Consider the following 20,786-nt stretch of genomic DNA (forward strand, 5'->3'; position numbering starts at 1 on the left):
CACATTGTTTTTGCCCGTTAAATTCGAATTCAATTGGTAGTTCTATTATTTTCATTTTGCTTCCCCCATACGGCTTATAAAATGCATAATAATAACTAAATCATCCACATACATTTTACAATATATATACTATGTAACGGAACACTATGAATCGTTGCATAATCCACATTATATTATTTTAAACAGGTAATCCCCTATTTTTATGGAAATATATAATTAAGAAAAACAATAAAATTGATTAATCTCTCACTTCTTTGTCCATCCTTTTAAAAAATCTATGTTTTGTAAAAGGAGTGTTTATATGGAGAAACAGACACTTTGGAAAAAGTTCAAAAAAAGCTCTGTAAACCTCGGTAAATCTAGCGTATATGAAAGTATTATTTTATTCTACACAATGAAAAAGAAAGAATTACCTACTAAAGCGAAATTCATAATATTAGCCGCTTTATCTTATTACGTATTAACAATCGATTTCATTCCAGATATAGCTGCTATTATTGGGATTGGCTTATTAGATGATGTTTTAGCAATCGCTGTAGCGCATAAATACGTTATGAGACACGCAGATGCTGAAATTCGAGAAAAGAGCAAAGTAAAGATGGAGTCATTATTTACTTCAGCACAAGCATAATGAAATTATCTAGTCATTTACCTACCTTTTTACTTTCAAATAAAGCTAACTGTAATTAATAATAGTTCCACCTCACTGAATATTACCCTTCACCATGAGAGCATAGCAGAATAAATTCCTAAACAAAAGCATTTCTCTTAGCTCTCAAACCGTAAACAAATAGGGAATCAGCACTTGTTCCTAAGTTCTGACTCCCTTTTATTTGTTCTTATATCTATCTGTTATACAGTTTCATACGTTCCCTTATACAAAACTGCTATTGCCGCTACTATAAGAATCATACCCATAAAAGCAGGTGCGGCATGACCAAGTGATACATAGATTTGTCCTCCAATAATCGGACCAATCATTCTTGCTAAAGCTTGAATAGATTGGCTTCCACCTTGAATCCTTCCTTGTTCATTAGAACTGACAGACTTTGAAAGCATCCCGTTGAATGAAGGCCCGAAAATTGAATCCCCAAAACCAAACATTAGCATTCCAACGATAAGTAGTGGAGAGAGTGAAAATACAGCTGATGCTACAATAAAACTGTATCCTATAATCTCCGAAACCATCCCAAGAATTGCTATTTGTTTATCACTAAGCTTGATTAAAAGCTTTTGCATTATAAAACTTTGTGAAACAATGTCTTGAAAGCCCAAAATTGAAAACATAAGTCCGATTAATGCAGGTTTCCAACTGAAAGTATCCATTGTAAATTGCGTGAAAATTGCTTGTAAAGATCCGTTAGGTATCCAAAGTAAAAACGCTGAGATAAGTAACCATTTTAAATTTTTCATGGAAAGTATATTTGCTAGCTGTGCAAAAGGATTTAACCTTACAAAAGTAATCTCTTTTAACCTGTTATTTTTGTCAAGGCTCTCAGGCATGTATTTCATACCATATAAAACATTTAATAAAGTTATGAACGCTCCAAAGTATAAAGGTACAGAATGACCAAACTTTGCAAGTAAGCCCCCAAGAGTTGGTCCAATAATAGTTCCCGCACCTACAACTGCACTCACCCATCCAAAGTATTTCGTTCTCTGCTCTTTCGGAATGATGTCTGCAAAATATGCGAAGATAGTACTTATGCTTCCGCCTGTTATTCCTTCTATTATGCGTCCAGCAAATAATACCCATAAAGCTCCTCCTATGCCAAAAACCAAGTACCCAATTGCAGAACCAAATAAGCATATTAAAAGTAATGGACGACGGCCATACTTATCGCTTAAAACCCCGAGTGCTGGAGCAGCTAAAAACACGCAGGCCGCATATACGGAAGTTAGTAGTGTAACAACTAATGCTTGTTCTTCCGGATTACTTGTATATGGCTGTACTAAGAATGGGACTACAGGCATGATGATACTGAAACCTATACCACAAAGAAATACAGAAATAAGTCCGAATAGTAACGCATGTTTATCTATGCTTTTTTCAGTTTCCCTTTCATTTTGTGATCTAAATATAGACATTTAACTTCTCTCCTTAAAATGTTTTGTTGCTTTGTCAACAAAATGATAACCCTGTTTTGTTGATTAGTCAACAAAGATGAAATAATAAAAAAGCAGCCTATTCTCATATTAGAGTAAGGCTGCCATTTTATTATTAAAATGTATTACGATTTAATATGTATACCTTGTTTCTTTATTTCTGCATCCAAATGTCTACTATACTTTTCCACAAAGCTAATTATACTGTCGAATTCTTCTTCAGTTACTTGTTCAAATACAGCTTTATCCCGCTCTTGAAACTCTTTGTGCAGATTTTCATGGATTTTATAAATTTCTTTCCCTTGTTCGGTAAGCTTAAAATAAATTTCTTTCTTATTTTCTAACTTTTGGTAACTTTCAACAAGGCCTTTTTGTATGAGCTTCTTAGTCATTCTACTTATAGCACCGCGAGTCACATAAAAAGCCTCTGCGAGTTGTGTCACGTTAGAATCTGCATTGTTTTCAATATATTCAATGCAGTGAACTTCAGAAGACTTAAACCCTTTAAGACCTTCTTCCATCTTATCTTTATTAAGCCAAACCAGCTTATTATATAATTCCCTGAAACCGTTCATGACCTGTTCTTCTTTATTCATGACCTGCCCTCCTCACCGCTCATTAGCACATTAAAACTATTATATTAAATTTCTGCTTATGTTTCGACAATATTGAAATAATTATTGTAACATTCAAGATATATGTAAAAATTGGCGCTTAAATAAAACAATTCATTAAACAGCAAATTTATTGCTACTTACAGTAAACGGTAGACAAAAAGTAAGAGCTAAGATCATTTCTCTTAGCTCTTCTTTTATAAAACTATTTCACTTCATTAGCGACAAAAAAGTGCTCACATACACTTGATATGCGCTGTAAGTCCACGTTCCCACCGGATATAACAGCTACTACTTTTTTCCCTTTTATATAACTATTAACTTTTCCTGCAAGAAGTGCAGCAGTTGCTAATGCACCTGCACCTTCTACAACAGCTTTCCCACGTTGTAATAAATCTTTCATCGCTACTTCCAGTTCTTTTTCTGATACAGTTACAATATCATCTACTAATTCTTTTACAATTTCAAATGTTAATTCCCCTGGTATTTTAACTGCGCAACCATCTGCAATAGTAGGCGCCTCATAATGTTCTACGATTGCTCCTTTATCGTAAGATGCCTTCATTCCATGAACATTATCTGCTTGGACACCAATTATATTAATCGATGGATTAAAAGATTTTAATGCTACAGAAATACCAGAAATAATTCCGCCTCCACCTATTGGTACAATGACAGTATCTACATCCCACATATCATCAAGAATGTCTAATCCAATTGTACCTTGACCAGCCATTACCTCTACATCATCATATGGATGTAAGTATGTTTCACCTGTTTCCCTTATAATTTCTTCACATTTTACCTTTGCATCATCAAAGGTTTCACCATGTAAAATCACTTCAGATCCATATCCTTTAGTTGCTTCAACTTTTGCCTGAGGTGCAGAAATTGGCATAACAATTTTACTCTTAATACCGAGTAAATGAGCAGATAATGCAACTCCTTGTGCATGATTACCTGCTGAACATGCGATTACACCTCTTTCTTTTTCTTGATCCGTGAGCCGCGACATTTTATTAAATGCGCCACGAAATTTAAAAGAACCCGTTAATTGCATATTTTCTAATTTCAAATGTATTTCTCCGTCCGTTTTACTAGTCAAATAAAAAGATTTTACTAATGGCGTTTTACGAGCATTTCTATCTAGAATTTTGTGAGCTTTTTTAATATCGTCTATATGTAATGGTAGTTTTCTAGTTATCATACTGACACCTCTTCCAAAGTTCTATTTCTAAGTTTTCGTAAGTCGTAGCTCCTTTATACGAAAAGAAAAAATCTTTATATATGTACCCCACTCTGAAATAAACACATTTGCAAACAATTTAACATCCTCTTCATATCGCGTTCTTTATAATGATTTAAACATGCAATTTGGATCCAATTATTCTTTTGTAAATAAGATGACTCATAATGAACGATGTATCCTTGTAATGCTAATGCATCGCCTACTACTTTAGAAGAATGGTCTTCGCTTAATACAATAGTAAGTATAATTGGCGCGGCATGTTCTTTAGGTGAAACAAGCTTTAAGCCCATATCAGTAATAACTTCTTCAACATACTCGTATGTCTCTTTAATTTTTACAAATACCTTTTCATCTTCAAATCTCTTCAACGCTTCTTGTAATGCATAAATTAAATTCCATGATTGTGAGTATGGAATGCTTTCATTTTCTTCATACATACCAATGTCCATATAGGCCGGCACAGCCTCGTTTATTTTTACAATGTGGTTATGAAAAACGAAAGAAATTCCTGTATATGATTTAATCGCTTTACCGCTAACACCACTTGCAAAATACACATCCTTCAAGTCTAATGGTATTGCTCCAATTGAGCTTATGCAATCTACACATAGTTTTATTTGATTTTCGTTACAAAGAGTATTTAGCTCGTTTAAATCGTTTAACATTCCAGTAGATGTTTCATGATGAACAAACCAAATCCATTCATAATTTCCAGTTGTCATGATTTCTTCTAATTCGGTATAAATAAATGGATCTCCCATTTCCTTTTTATACGTATCAAAATGTAACCGTGCTCGTTTTGCATGTCCAACTAATCTATTACCAAATTCCCCATTTGTTAATACTAGTCCTTTCCCTTTTAAAGAACGTAACTGTAAAGCAATCGCATCATTTGCTAACGTCCCTGTTCCTAACATAAGCTGTACATGTTTTGCTTTTGTCATGTAAAGTAACCGTTTTTTTACATTGCCCATCATCACTTGAAATGACTTAGAGCGATGCGAAATAGGCCGCGTAGAAAATGCCTTTCGAACGTTCTCTTCAATATCTACTGGACCAGGTAAAAACGTATATTCTTTCGTCATAATCCCCCCAACACTCGACTCTTCAAACATAGCAGGGGTAACATACATTGGCTGGAAGGCTGCTTCTTCTGTACCAACTAACGTATGGAAAGATTTGAATCCCATTTGCTCATATAAAGCTAGTTCACGTGTTGTTGCAGAAATGAGTGCTAATTCATATCCATTTAGAAGTAAATAACGATGTAGAAAACGAATTAATCCTAACAACGCTCTTCCATTTCTATATTCACGTTCTACTGAAAGTAAACGAATTTCATACATTTTTTCTCCATGCTCTTGCAAATAAACATCTAAATTTGAGATTTTATAATCTAACGAGAATGGTCGTTTTCCCCGCACTGCGACCATACCTACTAATCTATCCTCATCTAAACAAATTAAATATGTATTTTCTTTATGAAACCGATCTATACGAAACCGGTCTTTCGTTTCTTCATGTTGTGGTATCTCTTCCACAAAAGTTTTATAATTTAATTTATGTATACTTTCAAATTCCCAATCTTGATCAGCAACTTTATAAATTAACCCCATGCCTTATCTCCTTTATCTATTTAATAAAAAATGATAAGTGGAGATTATCCCCACTTATTAAAAAATCATTTTATTCTCGATTCACATATAGAATAAGTACAATAATCATTCCACTTAATATAGTGGTAACAATAGAATAAGAATAAAGAATCATACAAATTGGTAAACAAGCAATTGTAATTAGTCCTGGCTTCGTAAACCCTTTAAATATTAAATAAAATACAATAAAAATGCCTAAGAGGGTAAGCGCTATCAAATAATCAAATGCGATTAGTCCTCCTATAAATGTTGAAATACCTTTACCGCCCTTGCCTTTAAATACAACTGGATAAATATGTCCAATAATAACGGCCAATAATGTTAACATTACGAATGTAGGATCTTCAAAAAGATATTTTGCTACAGCAACAACGATTGCCCCTTTAATCGCATCACCTAAAAATGTAGCGATGAAATACCCTTTTCCATATACGCGCCCCATATTTCTTGCGCCAGGATTTCCGCTTCCTTCATCCCTAATATCAACGTTATGTCTCAATTTTGTTACTATATAAGCGGTCAATATGTTTCCAATTAAATAAGAAGCCACCAAATATAAAAACTGCATACTATTAATCATGTAATCATTCACTTTCTACATGGGATTACATATACAATATTCAATTACTACGTATATTGTACGTTTTTAACATACATCCCTTTATACATTTTAACATCATATTTTTACAAATCATACAAAAATTCTCATACACTATTTTTAAAAATATATATCCCTCATTAAATAATATGTTCCTTTCACTGCCATTTCTGCTTTTGATACGAATGTAATTTCTTTCATACTATCTTCACAGCATTTCTTAAATACAGCAAATATTTCAGGAACTAAACGCAATATACTGCCACTTACTGCAATTGGCGTTGAGTGCTTAAAGTTCAACTTGTTATAAACACTTACTGTAATCCTTGCCAATTCCTTTCCAGCTTGCATCATAATTTCATGCGCATCATCATTGCCATTTCTCGCTTCCTGAATAACTAATGGCGCGATTGCTGCAATTTTATCTTTAGAAGAAGTATATACTAAGCTTTTTATATGAGACGGTGTCAAAAGTTGAAACTGCCTTTGAATGTTCAAACTCAATGGACAAAGACTGATTCCTTGATCGAACTGAATTGCCATTTTCTTTAAAGCTTGTAATGCAATCCAATATCCGCTCCCCTCATCTCCTAAAATATGTCCCCATCCACCGCTATACTGATATACTTCCCCTTTCTTTCCTATACAAATTGCACCTGTACCACCTATAGTTAATATTCCCTCCTTACCTTTTAAAGCAGCTGCATGCGCGATCATTGCATCATTAAAAATTTCAATTTTTGTTCCGTATTTCTTTTTTAAACGTAATATTAATTCATTTGTATTCCCTCCGCTTATACCAGCTAATCCTAAACAAATACAAACGCAATGCTCATTCATTAAACTCTTCTGGCATTGATTAATTGCTTCCATAATATGCAAAAGTGCCTGATCAAAATCTATTAATACATTTCCAAATCTGCTCGTACCTCTTACAACTTCATTTCCATCTTGATCAAATGCAATTGCCTCTGTCTTCGTTCCCCCGCCATCTACTCCAATCATATACTTCATATGTTCGCCTCATTTTCATCTGCGTATGGAGGGAATGTTATATTCCCTAAAATTACGGAATTCTTAGCACCTGTTGCGCTCGGCACATTACTTGAATTACGATGATACGTTTCGTTTGCTAAAATAGCAAACGCAATTGCTTCTTTCGCTGCTGAAGAGTGACCAATATCTTCTTGTATACATATGCTACATTTCTCTTCTCTTAATCCATTCCGTAACATTTCAACAAGTGTATTATTATAACTTCCACCACCTAAAATCACCTCATCAATTTCATAATACGGCAAAATAAACGCCTTATAATGATGAACAATTGAACATGCTGTAAACATCGTGACAGTTGCCAATATATTTTCTTTACTATGCTTTTTAAATCGATTCAATAATCCAGTCACAAACGCTTCTCCAAACTGTTCTCTACCTGTTGATTTTGGTGGTTTCATGTTCAAAAATGGATGGTTCATACAGTATGTTAAAATTACCCCTGCAATATACATAACGTGCATGACCTCCTATTTACTAAAAAACAAGCATGTAAGTAACGAACGTACAACCAATCGAAAACAATATAAATCTAAAAAACAACTGAGCTTTCGATGCAAACGATCCATCAATGAAAGAAACAACTACCGTAAGCAAAACGCTTGCCGCAATACTTGTAACGAGCCAAATACTATGCATTTGTGATAAATTTAGCATGCCTAATAAAGGGACAAAAAGTAAATTTGCACAAATCACTCCAAATAGTAATAAAAACACACCTTTATAACTAAATTTTATATTCATTCTATTTCCCCCTTTCTAGTTTTAATGTGAAAGAAGTGATAGACAAAAAGTCTATCACTCAAAATAACAGCATGTAGATTAAGGATTAACCGACTCTCCGTCACCATTCTTTTCGATTTCAAGCATATTTTTGTCGTACATTTTAAAGAATGGTAAATAAATAAGGAACGATATTGTTATATTTATAAAAACTAATACAATCGCACGCCAATCTCCACCTGTTGCTAAATATGCACCAATTGGAGCAGGTAATGTCCATGGCGGCATAATATGCGTTGGTGTTACAAATCCCATTGCGGTTGCAGCATACGCTATAGTAGCTGTTACTAACGGGGTAATGACGAAAGGAATAATTAAAATTGGATTTAATACAATCGGCAAACCGAATATAACCGGTTCATTTATATTAAAAATCCCAGGGACAATACATGTTCTCGATAATGCTTTTGAATATTTTGATCGACCAAATATAATCATAGCTAACACAAGCCCTAACGTTGCACCCGAACCACCAATCCAAATAAACCATTGATAAAACGGTTCTGGTGCAATAAACGGAAAATGACTCGCTCCACTTGCTACAGCTTCACCGTTCTTTCCTAAATACACATCCCAAAGTGGCCTTGCCACAGTACCTACAACTGATACTCCGTGTATCCCGAAAGACCAGAAAAACGTAATTAAAAATACAGGTATAATAACGCCAAAGTAACTATCACCAGCTTTTACTAACGGTGCGGCTAGTTTATCTACAACGTAATGTAAATCAACTTTAAAAACGACTGTAATAAGACTCATCATAATAATAACGAATGCTGCAGGTATAAGTGCTTCAAATGAACGTGATACTGACGGTGGTACTTGTTCTGGCATTTTTATCGTTACGTTATTCTTCTTACAAAACCTTAAAATCTCAACTGATAAAATAGAGACGATCATCGTCACAAATAATCCATGACCTCCAAGATTTGTCATCGGAAGCATGAATCCTTTTTTATCAATTAACTCAGGCGTTAATGTTAAAAGTAGTGAACATACCGCAAGCTGTGCTCCTGATAAAGCATCTAATTTATAACTTTTCGCTAAATTATATCCTATTCCAAATGCTATATATAAGGACATAATAAACATAGTTAAACGATATGGTATCAATATACTTGTTTGATTCTTTAATGCCCAAACCGATATGAAACTATCTTTCGGCAGTGGTGGAAATGCTACTATTAAAAAAAAGCTTCCTACTATAATAAATGGTAACGCCGAAATAACTCCATCACGGATTGCTTGTAGATGCCTCTGCTCAGAAAGCCTTGCCATCGGGCCAGATAAGTTTTTATCAAGAAACGTGACAAACTTATTCATAACGCTTCCTCCTAACTAATTAATTCATTTACAGTTTTTAATAAAGTCGGGCCTCCAAGTGGCGTGTATGCTTGCGGTGGAATGATGCCACACGGAATAGATTCCTCCTCTGCAAATTTTTTTACAGAGTCAAATCGGTGTCTTATTTGAGGTGCCACCATTACGACATCCCAGCCATTCTTTACTTCTTCCTCTACCTCATTCGTTCCAATTGCATGCACTTCCATGTTCACACCATTTTTCTCCGCTTCTTTTTTTAAAGCGTTTACAACAATTGCACTGGACATTCCTCCAGAACAGACGAACAAAACTTTCATTTATTAATCCTCCTATACTTATAATTTATTACCCTTCAAATGAAAGGAAGTTTCACTTTACTAACAAGCATATGAAGTAGTAAATGAATTTAGTTATAATGAAAGTAAATTTCATTAAAAATATTTTTCCTATTAAATTAATGTTTCAATATGCAATTTTCTCTATTGCAAAGTCAACCTCGCCTCCTATATTATTTTAAATAATCATATGATAGGGAGGCGTATAAATGATCGTTAAACGTTTATTAATGATATGTTGTATCGTCATCTTGTTCATCCCTTTCTCTTTCATTCCCCCTCACTCTACTTATGCTGAAGTAAATACTGCATACAAAAAACATGAATTACGTGCTGTATGGATTGCATCTGTTCTGAATATTGATTGGCCCTCAAAAACTGGCTTACCCATTGAAAAACAGAAACAAGAATTTATAAGATTATTAGACGATGTAAAAAGCACTGGTATGAATGCAGTTGTTGTACAAATTAAACCAACCGCTGATGCTTTCTATCCTTCAAATTACGGTCCTTGGTCTGAATACATTACAGGAACACAAGGAAAAGATCCTGGTTATGACCCGCTTGCATTTATGATTGAAGAAACTCATAAAAGAAATATAGAATTCCACGCTTGGATTAACCCATACCGAATAACGATGAATCACACCGATATAAATCGATTATCAAATAATCACCCTGCAAGGCAACATCCCAATTGGGTTGTCCCTTATGGCGGAAAGTTATATTACAATCCCGGTATTCCAGAAGTGAAAAAATTTATAACAGAAGGTGCTTTAGAAATCGTGCAAAATTACGATATTGATGCGCTGCATATGGATGATTATTTTTATCCATATAAAGTGGCCGGTGAAGAATTTCCAGATCAGAAAACGTACGAAACATATAATAACGGTAGATTTACAAATATAGAAGATTGGCGACGTAACAATGTAAATGAACTTGTAAAAGATTTAAATACTGCTATAAAACAAGAAAAATCATATGTAAAGTTTGGCATTAGTCCGTTCGGCGTATGGAGAAATGTAGCTGACGATCCGACTGGCTCTAACACAACCGCAGGCCAAAGAAACTATGATGACCTTTATGCTGACACACGTGAGTGGATACAAAAAGGATATATTGACTACATTACACCGCAAATATATTGGAATATAGGTTTCACCCCAGCTGCATATGACATATTAGTAGATTGGTGGGTTAAAGAAACAAATAACAAACCGATTCACCTATACATCGGTCAAGCGGCCTATAAAATTAATAATAACTCCGTCCCTGCTTGGTCTGATCCAGAAGAATATCCAAGACAAATTGCATTAAACCGGCTATATCCCGAAATAAAAGGTAGTATGCATTTTAGCTTAAAAGATATTAATAACAATCCACTTGGAGCTAAAGATAGACTCTCAAAAGACATATATAAATATCCTGCATTAATTCCGCCTATGTCTTGGCTTGATCATGATCCACCAAAACAACCGACTTTAAAAGGTGCCATTCCAAGAGATGAAGGTATTGCAATCGGTATCATTGACAATAGAGATAATGATTCTACTTATTACGCTATTTACCGCGCGAATGGGAAAAATGAAGTGGATATACAAAATCCGAAAAATTTACTTACTACTGTAAGAAAAACAAAACTTGGAGAAATTTATGTAGATAAAACCGTTATTTCTGGAGAAACGTATACGTATGTCGTAACTGCAGTTGATCGATTGCATAATGAAAGTGTGGCTTCTAGTCATACTACCGTTAGTGCAAAATAAAATCTCATAACAAAAAGCGCCCTAAAGCTGTGATACTTAGCTTTTAAGGCGCTTTTTGTTATTTATTCTTAAACTTCTCAGTCGCTGCTCTCATCTTCACATTTAAATCGTGATCAATTGAGTCGCGAATATCTCGCTCTACTACTTCCATTTCTTTTTGGAAATTTTCCAAGTAGATTTTCAGTTCTTCTTCCTTCTCTGGTCTTTGTGAAGGTGGTAATTGTACTACCAACGATAACATGGCCGTTAAATCTTTCATTAAGAACGTTTCAAGTTTATGTTGTTGCTCAAACATGCGTTGTTCTTGATAATACGGCAAAGCATTTAATACTGAAATTGTAATATCATCAACCGTTCGTTGTAATGAAGGATTTATTGAGCGTTTATACGCTTGAATTGTATTTAATGCATCTGGATATCGATCATAAAAATACAATTTATAAAACGATAAATCTGTCGGTTTTACAGTTTGCTGCGTTTCTTGTCTTAAAAAATCTTTTACTTTCATCGCCGCTACATCAATATCTTCATTCGTAAGCTTTTTCGTTGTTTTTGCCATTACATGTACTTTTTTCTGTTTTTCTTTCGGTAACATCGAGAATACTTGCTCTCTCGTACGTTGACCCGATGCACAGAAAAGAGTGTTTAATGTATGTTGTTCTTTCTTTCCTTCCGTACGAATCCAACGATAAAAGAGAGGGTGTTGTGTAAATTCTTGTAGAAACGGTAATGATTTATTCGATAACTTATCTAAAGAATCGTGTGCTCTTTTATATGGCTTCGTCCATGAAAAATACAGTTTACGTCCGAAATATACAACTAATACAACGACAGTAAATGCGATTAAAAGCAATGTACCTAATAGTACTAATACAGTTTGAATGAAACTCATTTTTTCACCTCCTCTAAAAGTCTGCTATTTTCTTGGGCGCTGAATGAGTTTTTGTTTCATTTCATCATTAAATGTGTCTAGTTCAATAACAAACTTCTTACTTGACTCGATAATACGTTCTGACGATTTCTCAGAAGCTTCAATTGCAGCGAATACGTTTTGGAATGACTCGCGTAATTTATCCATGCTAATTGCAGGATTTTCAAGCAGTTTTGTTGTTTCTTCTGTATTTTGTTTTAATGCTTGAGAATTGCTTAATACCATTGATTCAATTGCTTCATTTGTCGCATTCACTGCATCGATTGTTTTCCGTTGATTTGTTAACGCTAGCTGAATAGCAGCTGAAACCGTTACAACGTTTTGCGTCATCGTAATTGCATTACGAATTGCCTCCGTTAACTTTTCATTATTTTTCTTAATAATGTCTACAGATGCGATAGATTGTAATAACACACTTTTCGCTTGCTGCATATTACGTGTACGTACAAGTATCTTTTCTAACGCATCGTTAATTAATGGAATATCTCTTTGACGTTCTGGATTTTGTTTCTCAGCTTCCAGCATGCCAGCAAGTTTTCTCCCTAAGTATACTTGCTTATCAAGAGCGTGAATTTTATCATGCGATTGCTCTTTAAGCATTTCAAGACCAACTGTATCTTCTTGTAAGTTGTCACGACCAATTAGAAGGGATCTTATAATCTCCTCAATTTGCTTATCTATAGATTGATATTTATGCACGTATGTTTCAAGTGGGTTTTTCTTGAATACTTTAAACATAATTTTCTTCATACCACTTGCTTTTAATGAATTCGGATCAAGTTCTGATACCACTTTTCGTAATTCTAACAATGTATTTGGAATTTCTTCGTTTTTTCCATTCATCATCGCTGTTACAGGACGTTTTAATGCTGACAACGTTTGTCCTGCTGCTTGTTGCTCTTTATCTCCTAAATCTCCTAGCTGAGACAATACTTTTGATAAATCTGTATTTTGCTCGCTATTTAACTTTTGTACATAAAGATCAGCTTCTTTATTCAGTTCCTCTAATTCTGCATCTTTTATAACTGTATCAACCACTACTTCTACATTATTATCTTTCACGATCGATACAGGTTCTTTTTTCTCGAGTTCAGTCAACAAAATCGCTCCTTTATTTATATGTGCGAATTTATATGCACTATATTTCATCTATTATATCGTATTTCATATACATTCTGATTGCTTGAAATCGATTTTTTTAGAAATGCCTGTTTATGCAGTCATTCCCTGTTTCTTACTATAAGTATACCTGTAAACAACATAATTTTCCTCAGACTTAAGACCTAGAGAACGACATGCTGAAGGCGGATTCTTCGTATGTTACGTATATAAATTATGTTCTTCTATCCTTCTGTACTCAATCTTTTGACATACACCCTTTTTCAATGTGATAATTATATTACGCTCACTCCTATTTCTTCTTGCGCGCTACGAATGCTCCATTTTGAAATGCCAATAACACCGTTTCAAACATTTCATCTTCTTCTATCATTTTTTTAAACTCGGCTAATTCATTTGCATGAGAGGTTGCGTTATCAACAACAAGAAAACCCTTTGGTTGTAAAATGCGTTTTATATGCTCAAGCCACCACATGTATTGCGTACGCTCTGAATCTAGGAAAATAAAATCAAATGAATGATCTAATTGCGCATCTAAAAATGCCCCTGCTTCTTGATTATGAACATCAATCCTTTGTAAAAGGTTTGCCTTTTCAAAATTGACAAGTGCCTCTCCAACTCGTTCTGAAGAAAGCTCTACAGTTGTTACATTTCCATTTGTTTCTTCTACCGCATTAGCTAACCACAATGTAGAATAGCCATTAGAAGTTCCGATTTCTAAAATGTTTTTTGCGCTACACCCTTTTACTAAAATTGATAAAAATTGCCCCATCTCACGAGTAATATTCCGTAATTTTTCTTCCCGTGTTTTTTTATTTCGATCATGCTCTTCTCCATATTGTTCAAGTTGAAATAATAATGAATCTAACGTATCCATTTTTTTCATCGCCTTTCCAAAGCAATATGATGAAAAAGCTCTTGCTGCCCGTCTACTTTTTATTATATGCGAAACAAAAACCTTTTTCCTGTTATATGACAAAGATTTATAATTTTTTATAGCATATTGTTTCGTTTTTTGGTAAAGTTAATTTCTACGTGCAATTATTCCATTCATATTATTTCATATTAAAATTGCAGTTATTAAATTATATAAACCCCATTTAAATGAATCGGTATTTCAAATTCAATTAAGCGCCCTTTTCGGACGCATTTTCTTTGTTTATATATTTCCAGAAGAAAGGATGCTTACAAATGAACGTGATTAGCTTAGATGCTGCTCGAAAACGAAAGCAGCATAAAAAATTAATGATTACTATACCGATTATTACACGTATTTATGAAGAAGACGGGGAAATTAAATTTGAGGTAGCTGGCGAAAAAGATGTACCTCTTGAAATGTTAGAAAAATAATAAAAAAACGCATTTCTGAAGAAATGCGCTTTTTTATATTTTTACATTTAAATGCATAAGTTTTTCAGGGTTAACCATCATATAAATATTTGAAATTTTCTCATCCTCAAATGCAAACGAAAGAACATAAGTTACTTTATTATTTATTGTAACTATAACTCCTGGTATACCATTGACCATTTTGAAATCAACAGTGTACTCTTCTGTCAATCGTTGTGCAATCCCAAAGAACAAACGTATAATTCGATCCGCAGAATAAATCGGGTTAATAGCAGTCGTAACTTTACCACCACCATCAGCTTTGAGTATAGCATCTGTTTTTAATACTTCTAACATACCTTCCGCATCCCCACACTGTAATGATGATACAAACTTTTCAACATAAGAAGCCATTTTCTCCGTGCTTAATTTTGATTGCTTCGGTTTCTCCAACATGCTTTTTCGAGCACGTTGAAAGATTTTCCTGCAGTTCACACTACTCTTATCAACAATTGAAGCTATTTCTTCGTATTCATAACTGAAAACCTCTCTTAATATGAAAACAATCCTTTCTACCTCAGATAATTGTTGTAAAAGTAATAAATATGCGGTGGAAAGGGATTCTTTCATTATAAATGACTTTGATGGCTCATCACTCTCTTCTACAATTGGCTCTGGCAACCACATCCCTACATACACGTTACGTTTATGCGCTGCCGATCGTAATTTATCAATTGAACGATTTGTCGCCATCTTACATAAATATGCTTTCATATTTTCTATAGATTGAGGATCTTCTATATTATTTAGCGAGATAAATACATCCTGAACGATATCCTCAGCATCCATAACACTCCCAAGGATTCTGTATGCTAACGAAAATAATAATGGTTGATACGCTTCATATAACTGCTCCGTTTCCATGATGAACTGCCTCACTTTCATATTGCTTTAAAATGTGTAACGCTGCACGTTTCCCGCTTGCTACCGCAGCATCAGCTAATATTTCATCATGCCCTGCCCAATCTCCTGCAACATAAACACCTTGCATTTCAGGTATATTAGGACCCGGCTTTTCAACACGGTCAATATGAGGAAAATCATGTACTACTGTTATTTTCGGTAAATATTGCTGTGCAACAACTTCTCTTTTCCAATTTGGATGTAACAACTCCATCGTACTTTCCAACTGTTCTTTATCTTCATGAATATGATTCATCTCTAGCATAGGATTATGGTACTTAATTAGACTCACTGCAATTGATCCATCTTCACTTAATTTAGCTGCTCTCGATTGATTTGTGAAAAATATAGGTTGATCTAATCCTAATACAAATTGATGTGTAGGATTGGGTAATTGTCTCAAGCCAATATCTAATGCAGCAACAGTAACCGGTACCGATTGTTCACTCCATCTATGCAAACTTGTTCCTTCTGCACCTTTTATTATTTTACAAGCCTCTTTTGGCGGAGTCGTCACGATGACTGTACCTACTTCAAAAACCTCATCATCAACACAATGTATTCTTTGTTTATCTTCATAATGCTCTATTTCCAAAACATGCTTTTTAGCCAAAAATTTTACCCCGACATCATTCGCTAAATCTCTTAATTTTGTTATTATCGTCTCCCAACCACCATCTACATAAAGCACTCCTGCTTTTATAGAAAGCTGTATTTGCTTTAGTACAGATGATGCTAATTGTATTGTAGGAGCAAACGTATATGTTGTTGTCCGGCATAGCGCATAAAATATATTGCGAACCATTGGATCTTTTATTTCATTTTCTGCCCATGTAGTTAGACTCATTTTCGGAACTTCTCCTACATCTAAATTTCCTAAACGAATCATAAGACGTGAGAATTGTACTTTTGCAGACCACGAAAGTAGTGGTGTTGATAAAATTGAGCGAAAATCTGTTGGGATAGTGAATATATCCCCTTTCCATATTCCATGTGCTTTTGTAGATGGTATTCCACCTGGAAGATTCAAACCGAGCTCATTAAAAATTATAAACGCTGCTCCGCCTCTATATAAAGCATGTGCACCAAGATTCATGCAGATTCCATTTTTATTTATAGTCATCCCTCGGCCACCGAATTGACTGGATTTTTCTAATACAATCACTTTCTTTCCAGCTTTCGCTAAATATATAGATGCTGTTAATCCAGCAAGCCCACCGCCAATAATTGCTACATCAAATGTATTCATAATAAAATCCCTCCTTATCGTTCTACATACAAGACGAACGATTAAGGAGGGATGTGACATGAAAATAAATTTTTATTACCCTACTTTATTTCATTACTTTTTAATTCGGTCATATTGCATACGAAATAACTCAATTGCAAATGGAATATCCTCTTCACTCTTTATATAATAACTGATCCATCCTGATTCAGGTAATACGTGATGTGGTTTTACCAATCCTTGCTTCACTAATTCATCTCGCTTTAACTTCGGAAATGGTAAATCAGCTAATTTATCACCATGAAGATGGCCAAGTTCTTTCTTACCATAATTTATTTCAATACCACCAAATCGATGCGGTTTTTCAGAAACACCCGCCCAGCTGAGTACTTCATTTCTAATCATTTCACTAAATGACATGAACATTCACTCCTTATAAATGATTGATGTACTTTTAAATTAACATTTTCATTACTTTTTTCCATCAATCCAAAGTATGAATGGGAATACGAATATAGTTTAGTATTAACACCTTATTCTTTATGAAATAAGTGAATTTATTAAGCTGCCGACAACAGCACAAAACAAAGACTAGACTCATATCCTAATTTTGTAACCTAACTTCCCTATAGAAAGGCGGGTAATACAATTGACTGCCAACATCGACTATACCTCTCCCTCAACCAATTTTACTTATGATGTAAATAAAAGTAATTTTTTTCGGAAAGATGCCCAAAATTATATAAATGTACTCGGTATTAAACAATTAAATACTTTAGAAAATACTTCTTTATTAGATATTTATTTAAGTACAGGAAATGTTGTAGAACCACATATTCATCAAAATGCAGCTGAACTTGTTTATTGTATTTCAGGGTCTGCTGTTGTTTCTTTACTTAATCCATTTACGAATCAAATTTTAAACTTACCGATAAAACCGGGGCAAGTTGCCAACATTCCACAAGCGTGGTGGCATTATGAAATTGCTACAGCAGATAATACTCATTTATTAGCTATTTTCAATGCCCCAGCGCCAGAAGTTATTTTCGGTTCTGATATTTTAAGATTAACTCCGGCTCATATGATGGCCCATACTTACTGCCTCAATGAACAACAATGGAAACAAGCGGTTTCCCCTATTCAATCAACTACTGTAATTGGTCCTCCGGCAAACTGCAATCAAAACCGTGAAACGAAAAATTATCCAACCCAGCCCCTCGCTCAACAACATAATCCGCATCACCAAGATTCTTATTACTTTCCTCTTTACTGGGGCTATTAATTTGTAAAATTTCAAAAGAATCATCATTTATCTCCTAGGAAAATACCAAGGAGATTTTTTTATTGTATCTTCTCTTCCTATTAAAAATAGTAACAATTGATAGTGTACATACATATAATATTTATATATTAAATTGGAGGTGATAGTACTATGAGTAATTATAACTATCGAAAAAACTACTCTTATAATAAAAATAGTAGCTCTTCAGCATCCTCTCAATCTTCCAATTCTCAATCTTCCAATTCCCAATCGCAAAGAGACTTAGCCGAGCAAGGCTATGTAAAGAAAAAAGGATGTAACTGCAATAAAAATAAATAGTTTATTTTATGGATGAATTCTTTTTTAAAAGAATTCATCTTTTTTTGCTGATCGGAAATTTTTAAAGTTACATAACTTATGCCTTAAATGAGAAAGGGTAAATTATACTTTTTTATACGAACTTAATAAAGAGTAATTATTCAATTGATTTATTACTTATTTCCTCAAAAAATATAGTCCTTCCTAAATTTATTAGGAAGGACTATATACAAACCCCTGTTTAATTTCCTACTAAACATTGTAACAAATTAAACGATATTAATACCTGCACTTACAAATCCAGCAACTGCAGCTATTGGACTTGCTGCTGTTAATGAAACATATAACAGTATTTTATCCCCAGCTGCTACTGGAATAGCTTCAGGTATGATTCCTGATGCTGTAGAACCAATCGCTATTGCGGCAAATGCTGGTGTTAATAAAAGAGGTGCGCCTTGTACTGTAAACGTATTGCTTGCTGCAGGTGCAGTTAATATTTGTATTTGCACTTGAACAGGTGATAATGGAGCTAATGCAGCTGTTGCACTAAAGAAACCAGCTAATGACGTAATAACCCCTGCGCGTGGTGCTACAAATGCATAATCACCTACACCTAATGCTAATGTGATACTTGTTCCACCAGTTAAAGCTACACCAGGCTGACTAAATCCAAATCCAAGAAGAGTTCCTGTATTAGCTATTAACGCGTTAACTAACGCAGATGGTGTTGTACCTGAAGCAAATGGAATAATAGCTCCGCCACCAGTTGCACCAGTTGCTCCTGTTAAACCTGTTGCTCCTGTTAAACCTGTTGCTCCTGTTGGACCTGTTGCTCCTGTTGGACCTGTCGCTCCTGTTAAGCCTGTTGCTCCTGTTAAACCTGTTGCTCCTGTTAAACCTGTTAAACCTGTTAAACCTGTTGCTCCCGTTGGGCCTGTCGCTCCTGTTAAGCCTGTTGCTCCTGTTAAACCTGTTGCTCCTGTTAAACCTGTTGCTCCTGTTAAACCTGTTGCTCCACCAGTACCTGCTGGACCTGTCGCTCCTGTTGGGCCTGTTGGACCTGTTGCTCCGCCTCCTGGACCTGTTGGACCTGTTGGACCTGTTGCTCCGCCTCCTGGAGTAGCACCAATTAATTGAGTTAATAAGTTTAATAAAAGTTGTAAACTTGCAGGGTCAATAATTAAAGAGAAGAAGAATGGTGCAAGAGCACTGTAGAATTGTTGTAATAAAGAAAGTAATTGACTTAGATTTGGGTTAGGAGATTGTAGTAAATTAATAATACTTTGAATTAATTGTTTTAAGAAATTCCCTTCTGGGGAAGGTGCTAATTCATTTAGTAAGTTCAATAGTTGAGTAAACAAATTGAGTAAAGCTAATCTGTTTGCATCACTTGGATTTGCAAAAAACGCTGCAATAGCCGCTATTAAAGAGTTTAGTAAAGTAATTAATCTACCTAATTGCTCACTAGTAATTGGAACTGTTTGTGGATTGTTACAGCAATCTGGAGTGAAAACAATCGGATTATTGCAGTGGTTATGACCAAAACAATTATTGTTTGTCATTTATGTCCTCCTTACTTGTTTTATATTTGAGTTTTTCCTATTATAAGGATCATAAAGTTGTAAAAAAATATGTTATATATTGACTTAAAATAGGAAACATGAAATATAATTAAACTTACAAACGCTATTTAATTATGTTCATGACTCACATATTAATTATATGTTTTTAATAATTGACTGCTTAGATTAAATACCTAAACTTACGGGTTTATTTTATTTTTCCACGTTTATCTCTTAGGTTTAAATACACATATTAATTTGAATATACTCAACAATTAACAGTGCTATTTTTTTATATAAATATACATTATTTCTTTACTAAGATTGTGTTCTCTTTTTAAACATGAAGCCGTTTGTATTATAGAGAACTCTCATATAATATATTGAAAAATTCATTTTATATTTTATTCCAATACACTGTGAAAAGGATTGAAGTTAAAATTCCTATCATTCAACCATTTATGACAGCTAGAAATTGAATGTACCTTCACTTAATTTTAACTATTTAAATATAAAACAAAAAAAGACAGATTCCTTTTCATTAAGGATCTGTCCTTTTAATTAATAATGATAAATTGTAATATAAT

The 20,786-nt window shown here is 34.2% G+C and carries 20 protein-coding genes and 1 pseudogene; 4 read left to right on the forward strand and 17 right to left on the reverse strand.

Annotation, left to right across the window (positions count from 1 at the left end):
* Positions 1–301 precede the first annotated feature (301 nt).
* Positions 302–631 carry a YkvA family protein gene (locus tag GBN78_RS22190; RefSeq protein WP_000415089.1) on the forward strand — a complete coding sequence of 110 codons (330 nt, stop codon included), beginning with the start codon at positions 302–304 and terminating at the stop codon, positions 629–631.
* A gap of 221 nt (positions 632–852) precedes the next feature.
* Here the strand turns inward: GBN78_RS22190 and GBN78_RS22195 are convergent, their stop codons facing one another.
* The 10 genes and pseudogenes from GBN78_RS22195 to GBN78_RS22240 form a co-directional block, all read right to left on the reverse strand.
* Positions 853–2,088 carry an MFS transporter gene (locus tag GBN78_RS22195; RefSeq protein ID WP_152127716.1) on the reverse strand — a complete coding sequence of 412 codons (1,236 nt, stop codon included), beginning with the start codon at positions 2,086–2,088 and terminating at the stop codon, positions 853–855.
* Positions 2,089–2,231: 143 nt separating this feature from the next.
* Positions 2,232–2,702, reverse strand: a complete 471-nt coding sequence (locus GBN78_RS22200) for a MarR family transcriptional regulator (RefSeq protein ID WP_025966298.1) — start codon at positions 2,700–2,702, stop codon at positions 2,232–2,234.
* A 223-nt stretch (positions 2,703–2,925) separates the two neighbouring features.
* Positions 2,926–3,927, reverse strand: coding sequence for a bifunctional threonine ammonia-lyase/L-serine ammonia-lyase TdcB (gene tdcB, locus GBN78_RS22205; RefSeq protein WP_000632950.1), 1,002 nt, complete (start codon positions 3,925–3,927; stop codon positions 2,926–2,928).
* Positions 3,928–4,001: 74 nt separating this feature from the next.
* On the reverse strand, positions 4,002–5,585 hold the full coding sequence (locus GBN78_RS22210; RefSeq protein WP_000523048.1) for an aminotransferase class V-fold PLP-dependent enzyme: 1,584 nt from the start codon (positions 5,583–5,585) through the stop codon (positions 4,002–4,004).
* Between the two features lie 70 nt (positions 5,586–5,655).
* Positions 5,656–6,204, reverse strand: coding sequence for a glycerol-3-phosphate 1-O-acyltransferase PlsY (gene plsY, locus GBN78_RS22215; protein ID WP_000610872.1), 549 nt, complete (start codon positions 6,202–6,204; stop codon positions 5,656–5,658).
* Positions 6,205–6,342: 138 nt separating this feature from the next.
* The gene (locus tag GBN78_RS22220) at positions 6,343–7,236 is read right to left on the reverse strand and encodes a BadF/BadG/BcrA/BcrD ATPase family protein (protein ID WP_000876617.1); all 894 of its coding nucleotides are present in this window, start codon (positions 7,234–7,236) and stop codon (positions 6,343–6,345) included.
* Positions 7,233–7,715, reverse strand: a pseudogene (locus GBN78_RS22225) (anhydro-N-acetylmuramic acid kinase); the annotation flags it as partial. The gene GBN78_RS22220 and the pseudogene GBN78_RS22225, both read right to left, overlap by 4 nt.
* A gap of 40 nt (positions 7,716–7,755) precedes the next feature.
* Complete coding sequence (locus tag GBN78_RS22230) at positions 7,756–8,022, reverse strand: hypothetical protein (RefSeq protein ID WP_001021965.1); 267 nt, start codon at positions 8,020–8,022, stop codon at positions 7,756–7,758.
* Positions 8,023–8,100: 78 nt separating this feature from the next.
* Positions 8,101–9,384 (reverse strand): PTS sugar transporter subunit IIC, encoded by a 1,284-nt coding sequence (locus GBN78_RS22235; protein ID WP_001032294.1) that lies wholly within the window; start codon positions 9,382–9,384, stop codon positions 8,101–8,103.
* Positions 9,385–9,395: 11 nt separating this feature from the next.
* Positions 9,396–9,701, reverse strand: coding sequence for a PTS sugar transporter subunit IIB (locus GBN78_RS22240; RefSeq protein WP_000865907.1), 306 nt, complete (start codon positions 9,699–9,701; stop codon positions 9,396–9,398).
* 227 nt (positions 9,702–9,928) lie between these two features.
* Between GBN78_RS22240 and GBN78_RS22245 the strand changes: the two genes are divergently transcribed.
* On the forward strand, positions 9,929–11,488 hold the full coding sequence (locus tag GBN78_RS22245; protein ID WP_000636008.1) for a glycoside hydrolase family 10-like protein: 1,560 nt from the start codon (positions 9,929–9,931) through the stop codon (positions 11,486–11,488).
* A gap of 58 nt (positions 11,489–11,546) precedes the next feature.
* Here the strand turns inward: GBN78_RS22245 and GBN78_RS22250 are convergent, their stop codons facing one another.
* From GBN78_RS22250 to GBN78_RS22260, 3 genes are all read right to left on the reverse strand, one after another.
* Positions 11,547–12,380 carry a DUF3974 domain-containing protein gene (locus GBN78_RS22250; protein ID WP_000008381.1) on the reverse strand — a complete coding sequence of 278 codons (834 nt, stop codon included), beginning with the start codon at positions 12,378–12,380 and terminating at the stop codon, positions 11,547–11,549.
* Positions 12,381–12,404: 24 nt separating this feature from the next.
* A complete protein-coding gene (locus tag GBN78_RS22255; RefSeq protein WP_000137398.1) occupies positions 12,405–13,517 on the reverse strand; it encodes a toxic anion resistance protein in 1,113 nt (370 codons plus the stop codon).
* A gap of 313 nt (positions 13,518–13,830) precedes the next feature.
* Positions 13,831–14,424 (reverse strand): O-methyltransferase, encoded by a 594-nt coding sequence (locus GBN78_RS22260; protein WP_002005067.1) that lies wholly within the window; start codon positions 14,422–14,424, stop codon positions 13,831–13,833.
* A 305-nt stretch (positions 14,425–14,729) separates the two neighbouring features.
* Between GBN78_RS22260 and GBN78_RS30345 the strand changes: the two genes are divergently transcribed.
* The gene (locus tag GBN78_RS30345) at positions 14,730–14,888 is read left to right on the forward strand and encodes a hypothetical protein (protein ID WP_001100984.1); all 159 of its coding nucleotides are present in this window, start codon (positions 14,730–14,732) and stop codon (positions 14,886–14,888) included.
* A gap of 33 nt (positions 14,889–14,921) precedes the next feature.
* Here GBN78_RS30345 and GBN78_RS22265 read toward each other — a convergent pair whose 3' ends face one another.
* The 3 genes from GBN78_RS22265 to GBN78_RS22275 form a co-directional block, all read right to left on the reverse strand.
* Positions 14,922–15,791 carry a sigma-70 family RNA polymerase sigma factor gene (locus tag GBN78_RS22265; RefSeq protein ID WP_000447142.1) on the reverse strand — a complete coding sequence of 290 codons (870 nt, stop codon included), beginning with the start codon at positions 15,789–15,791 and terminating at the stop codon, positions 14,922–14,924.
* On the reverse strand, positions 15,769–17,079 hold the full coding sequence (locus tag GBN78_RS22270; protein WP_001091199.1) for a phytoene desaturase family protein: 1,311 nt from the start codon (positions 17,077–17,079) through the stop codon (positions 15,769–15,771). Before GBN78_RS22270 ends, GBN78_RS22265 begins: the two co-directional genes overlap by 23 nt.
* A 93-nt stretch (positions 17,080–17,172) precedes the next feature.
* On the reverse strand, positions 17,173–17,478 hold the full coding sequence (locus GBN78_RS22275) for a luciferase domain-containing protein (protein WP_000010317.1): 306 nt from the start codon (positions 17,476–17,478) through the stop codon (positions 17,173–17,175).
* Positions 17,479–17,707: 229 nt separating this feature from the next.
* Between GBN78_RS22275 and GBN78_RS22280 the strand changes: the two genes are divergently transcribed.
* Complete coding sequence (locus tag GBN78_RS22280; RefSeq protein ID WP_000126321.1) at positions 17,708–18,340, forward strand: cupin domain-containing protein; 633 nt, start codon at positions 17,708–17,710, stop codon at positions 18,338–18,340.
* A 566-nt stretch (positions 18,341–18,906) separates the two neighbouring features.
* Here the strand turns inward: GBN78_RS22280 and GBN78_RS22285 are convergent.
* The gene (locus GBN78_RS22285) at positions 18,907–20,199 is read right to left on the reverse strand and encodes an exosporium glycoprotein BclB-related protein (RefSeq protein WP_152127717.1); all 1,293 of its coding nucleotides are present in this window, start codon (positions 20,197–20,199) and stop codon (positions 18,907–18,909) included.
* Positions 20,200–20,786 lie beyond the last annotated feature (587 nt).

Origin of the sequence: Bacillus sp. B2-WWTP-C-10-Post-4, from assembly GCF_009183805.1 — a bacterium.
Classification (GTDB): Bacteria; Bacillota; Bacilli; order Bacillales; family Bacillaceae_G; genus Bacillus_A; species Bacillus_A cereus.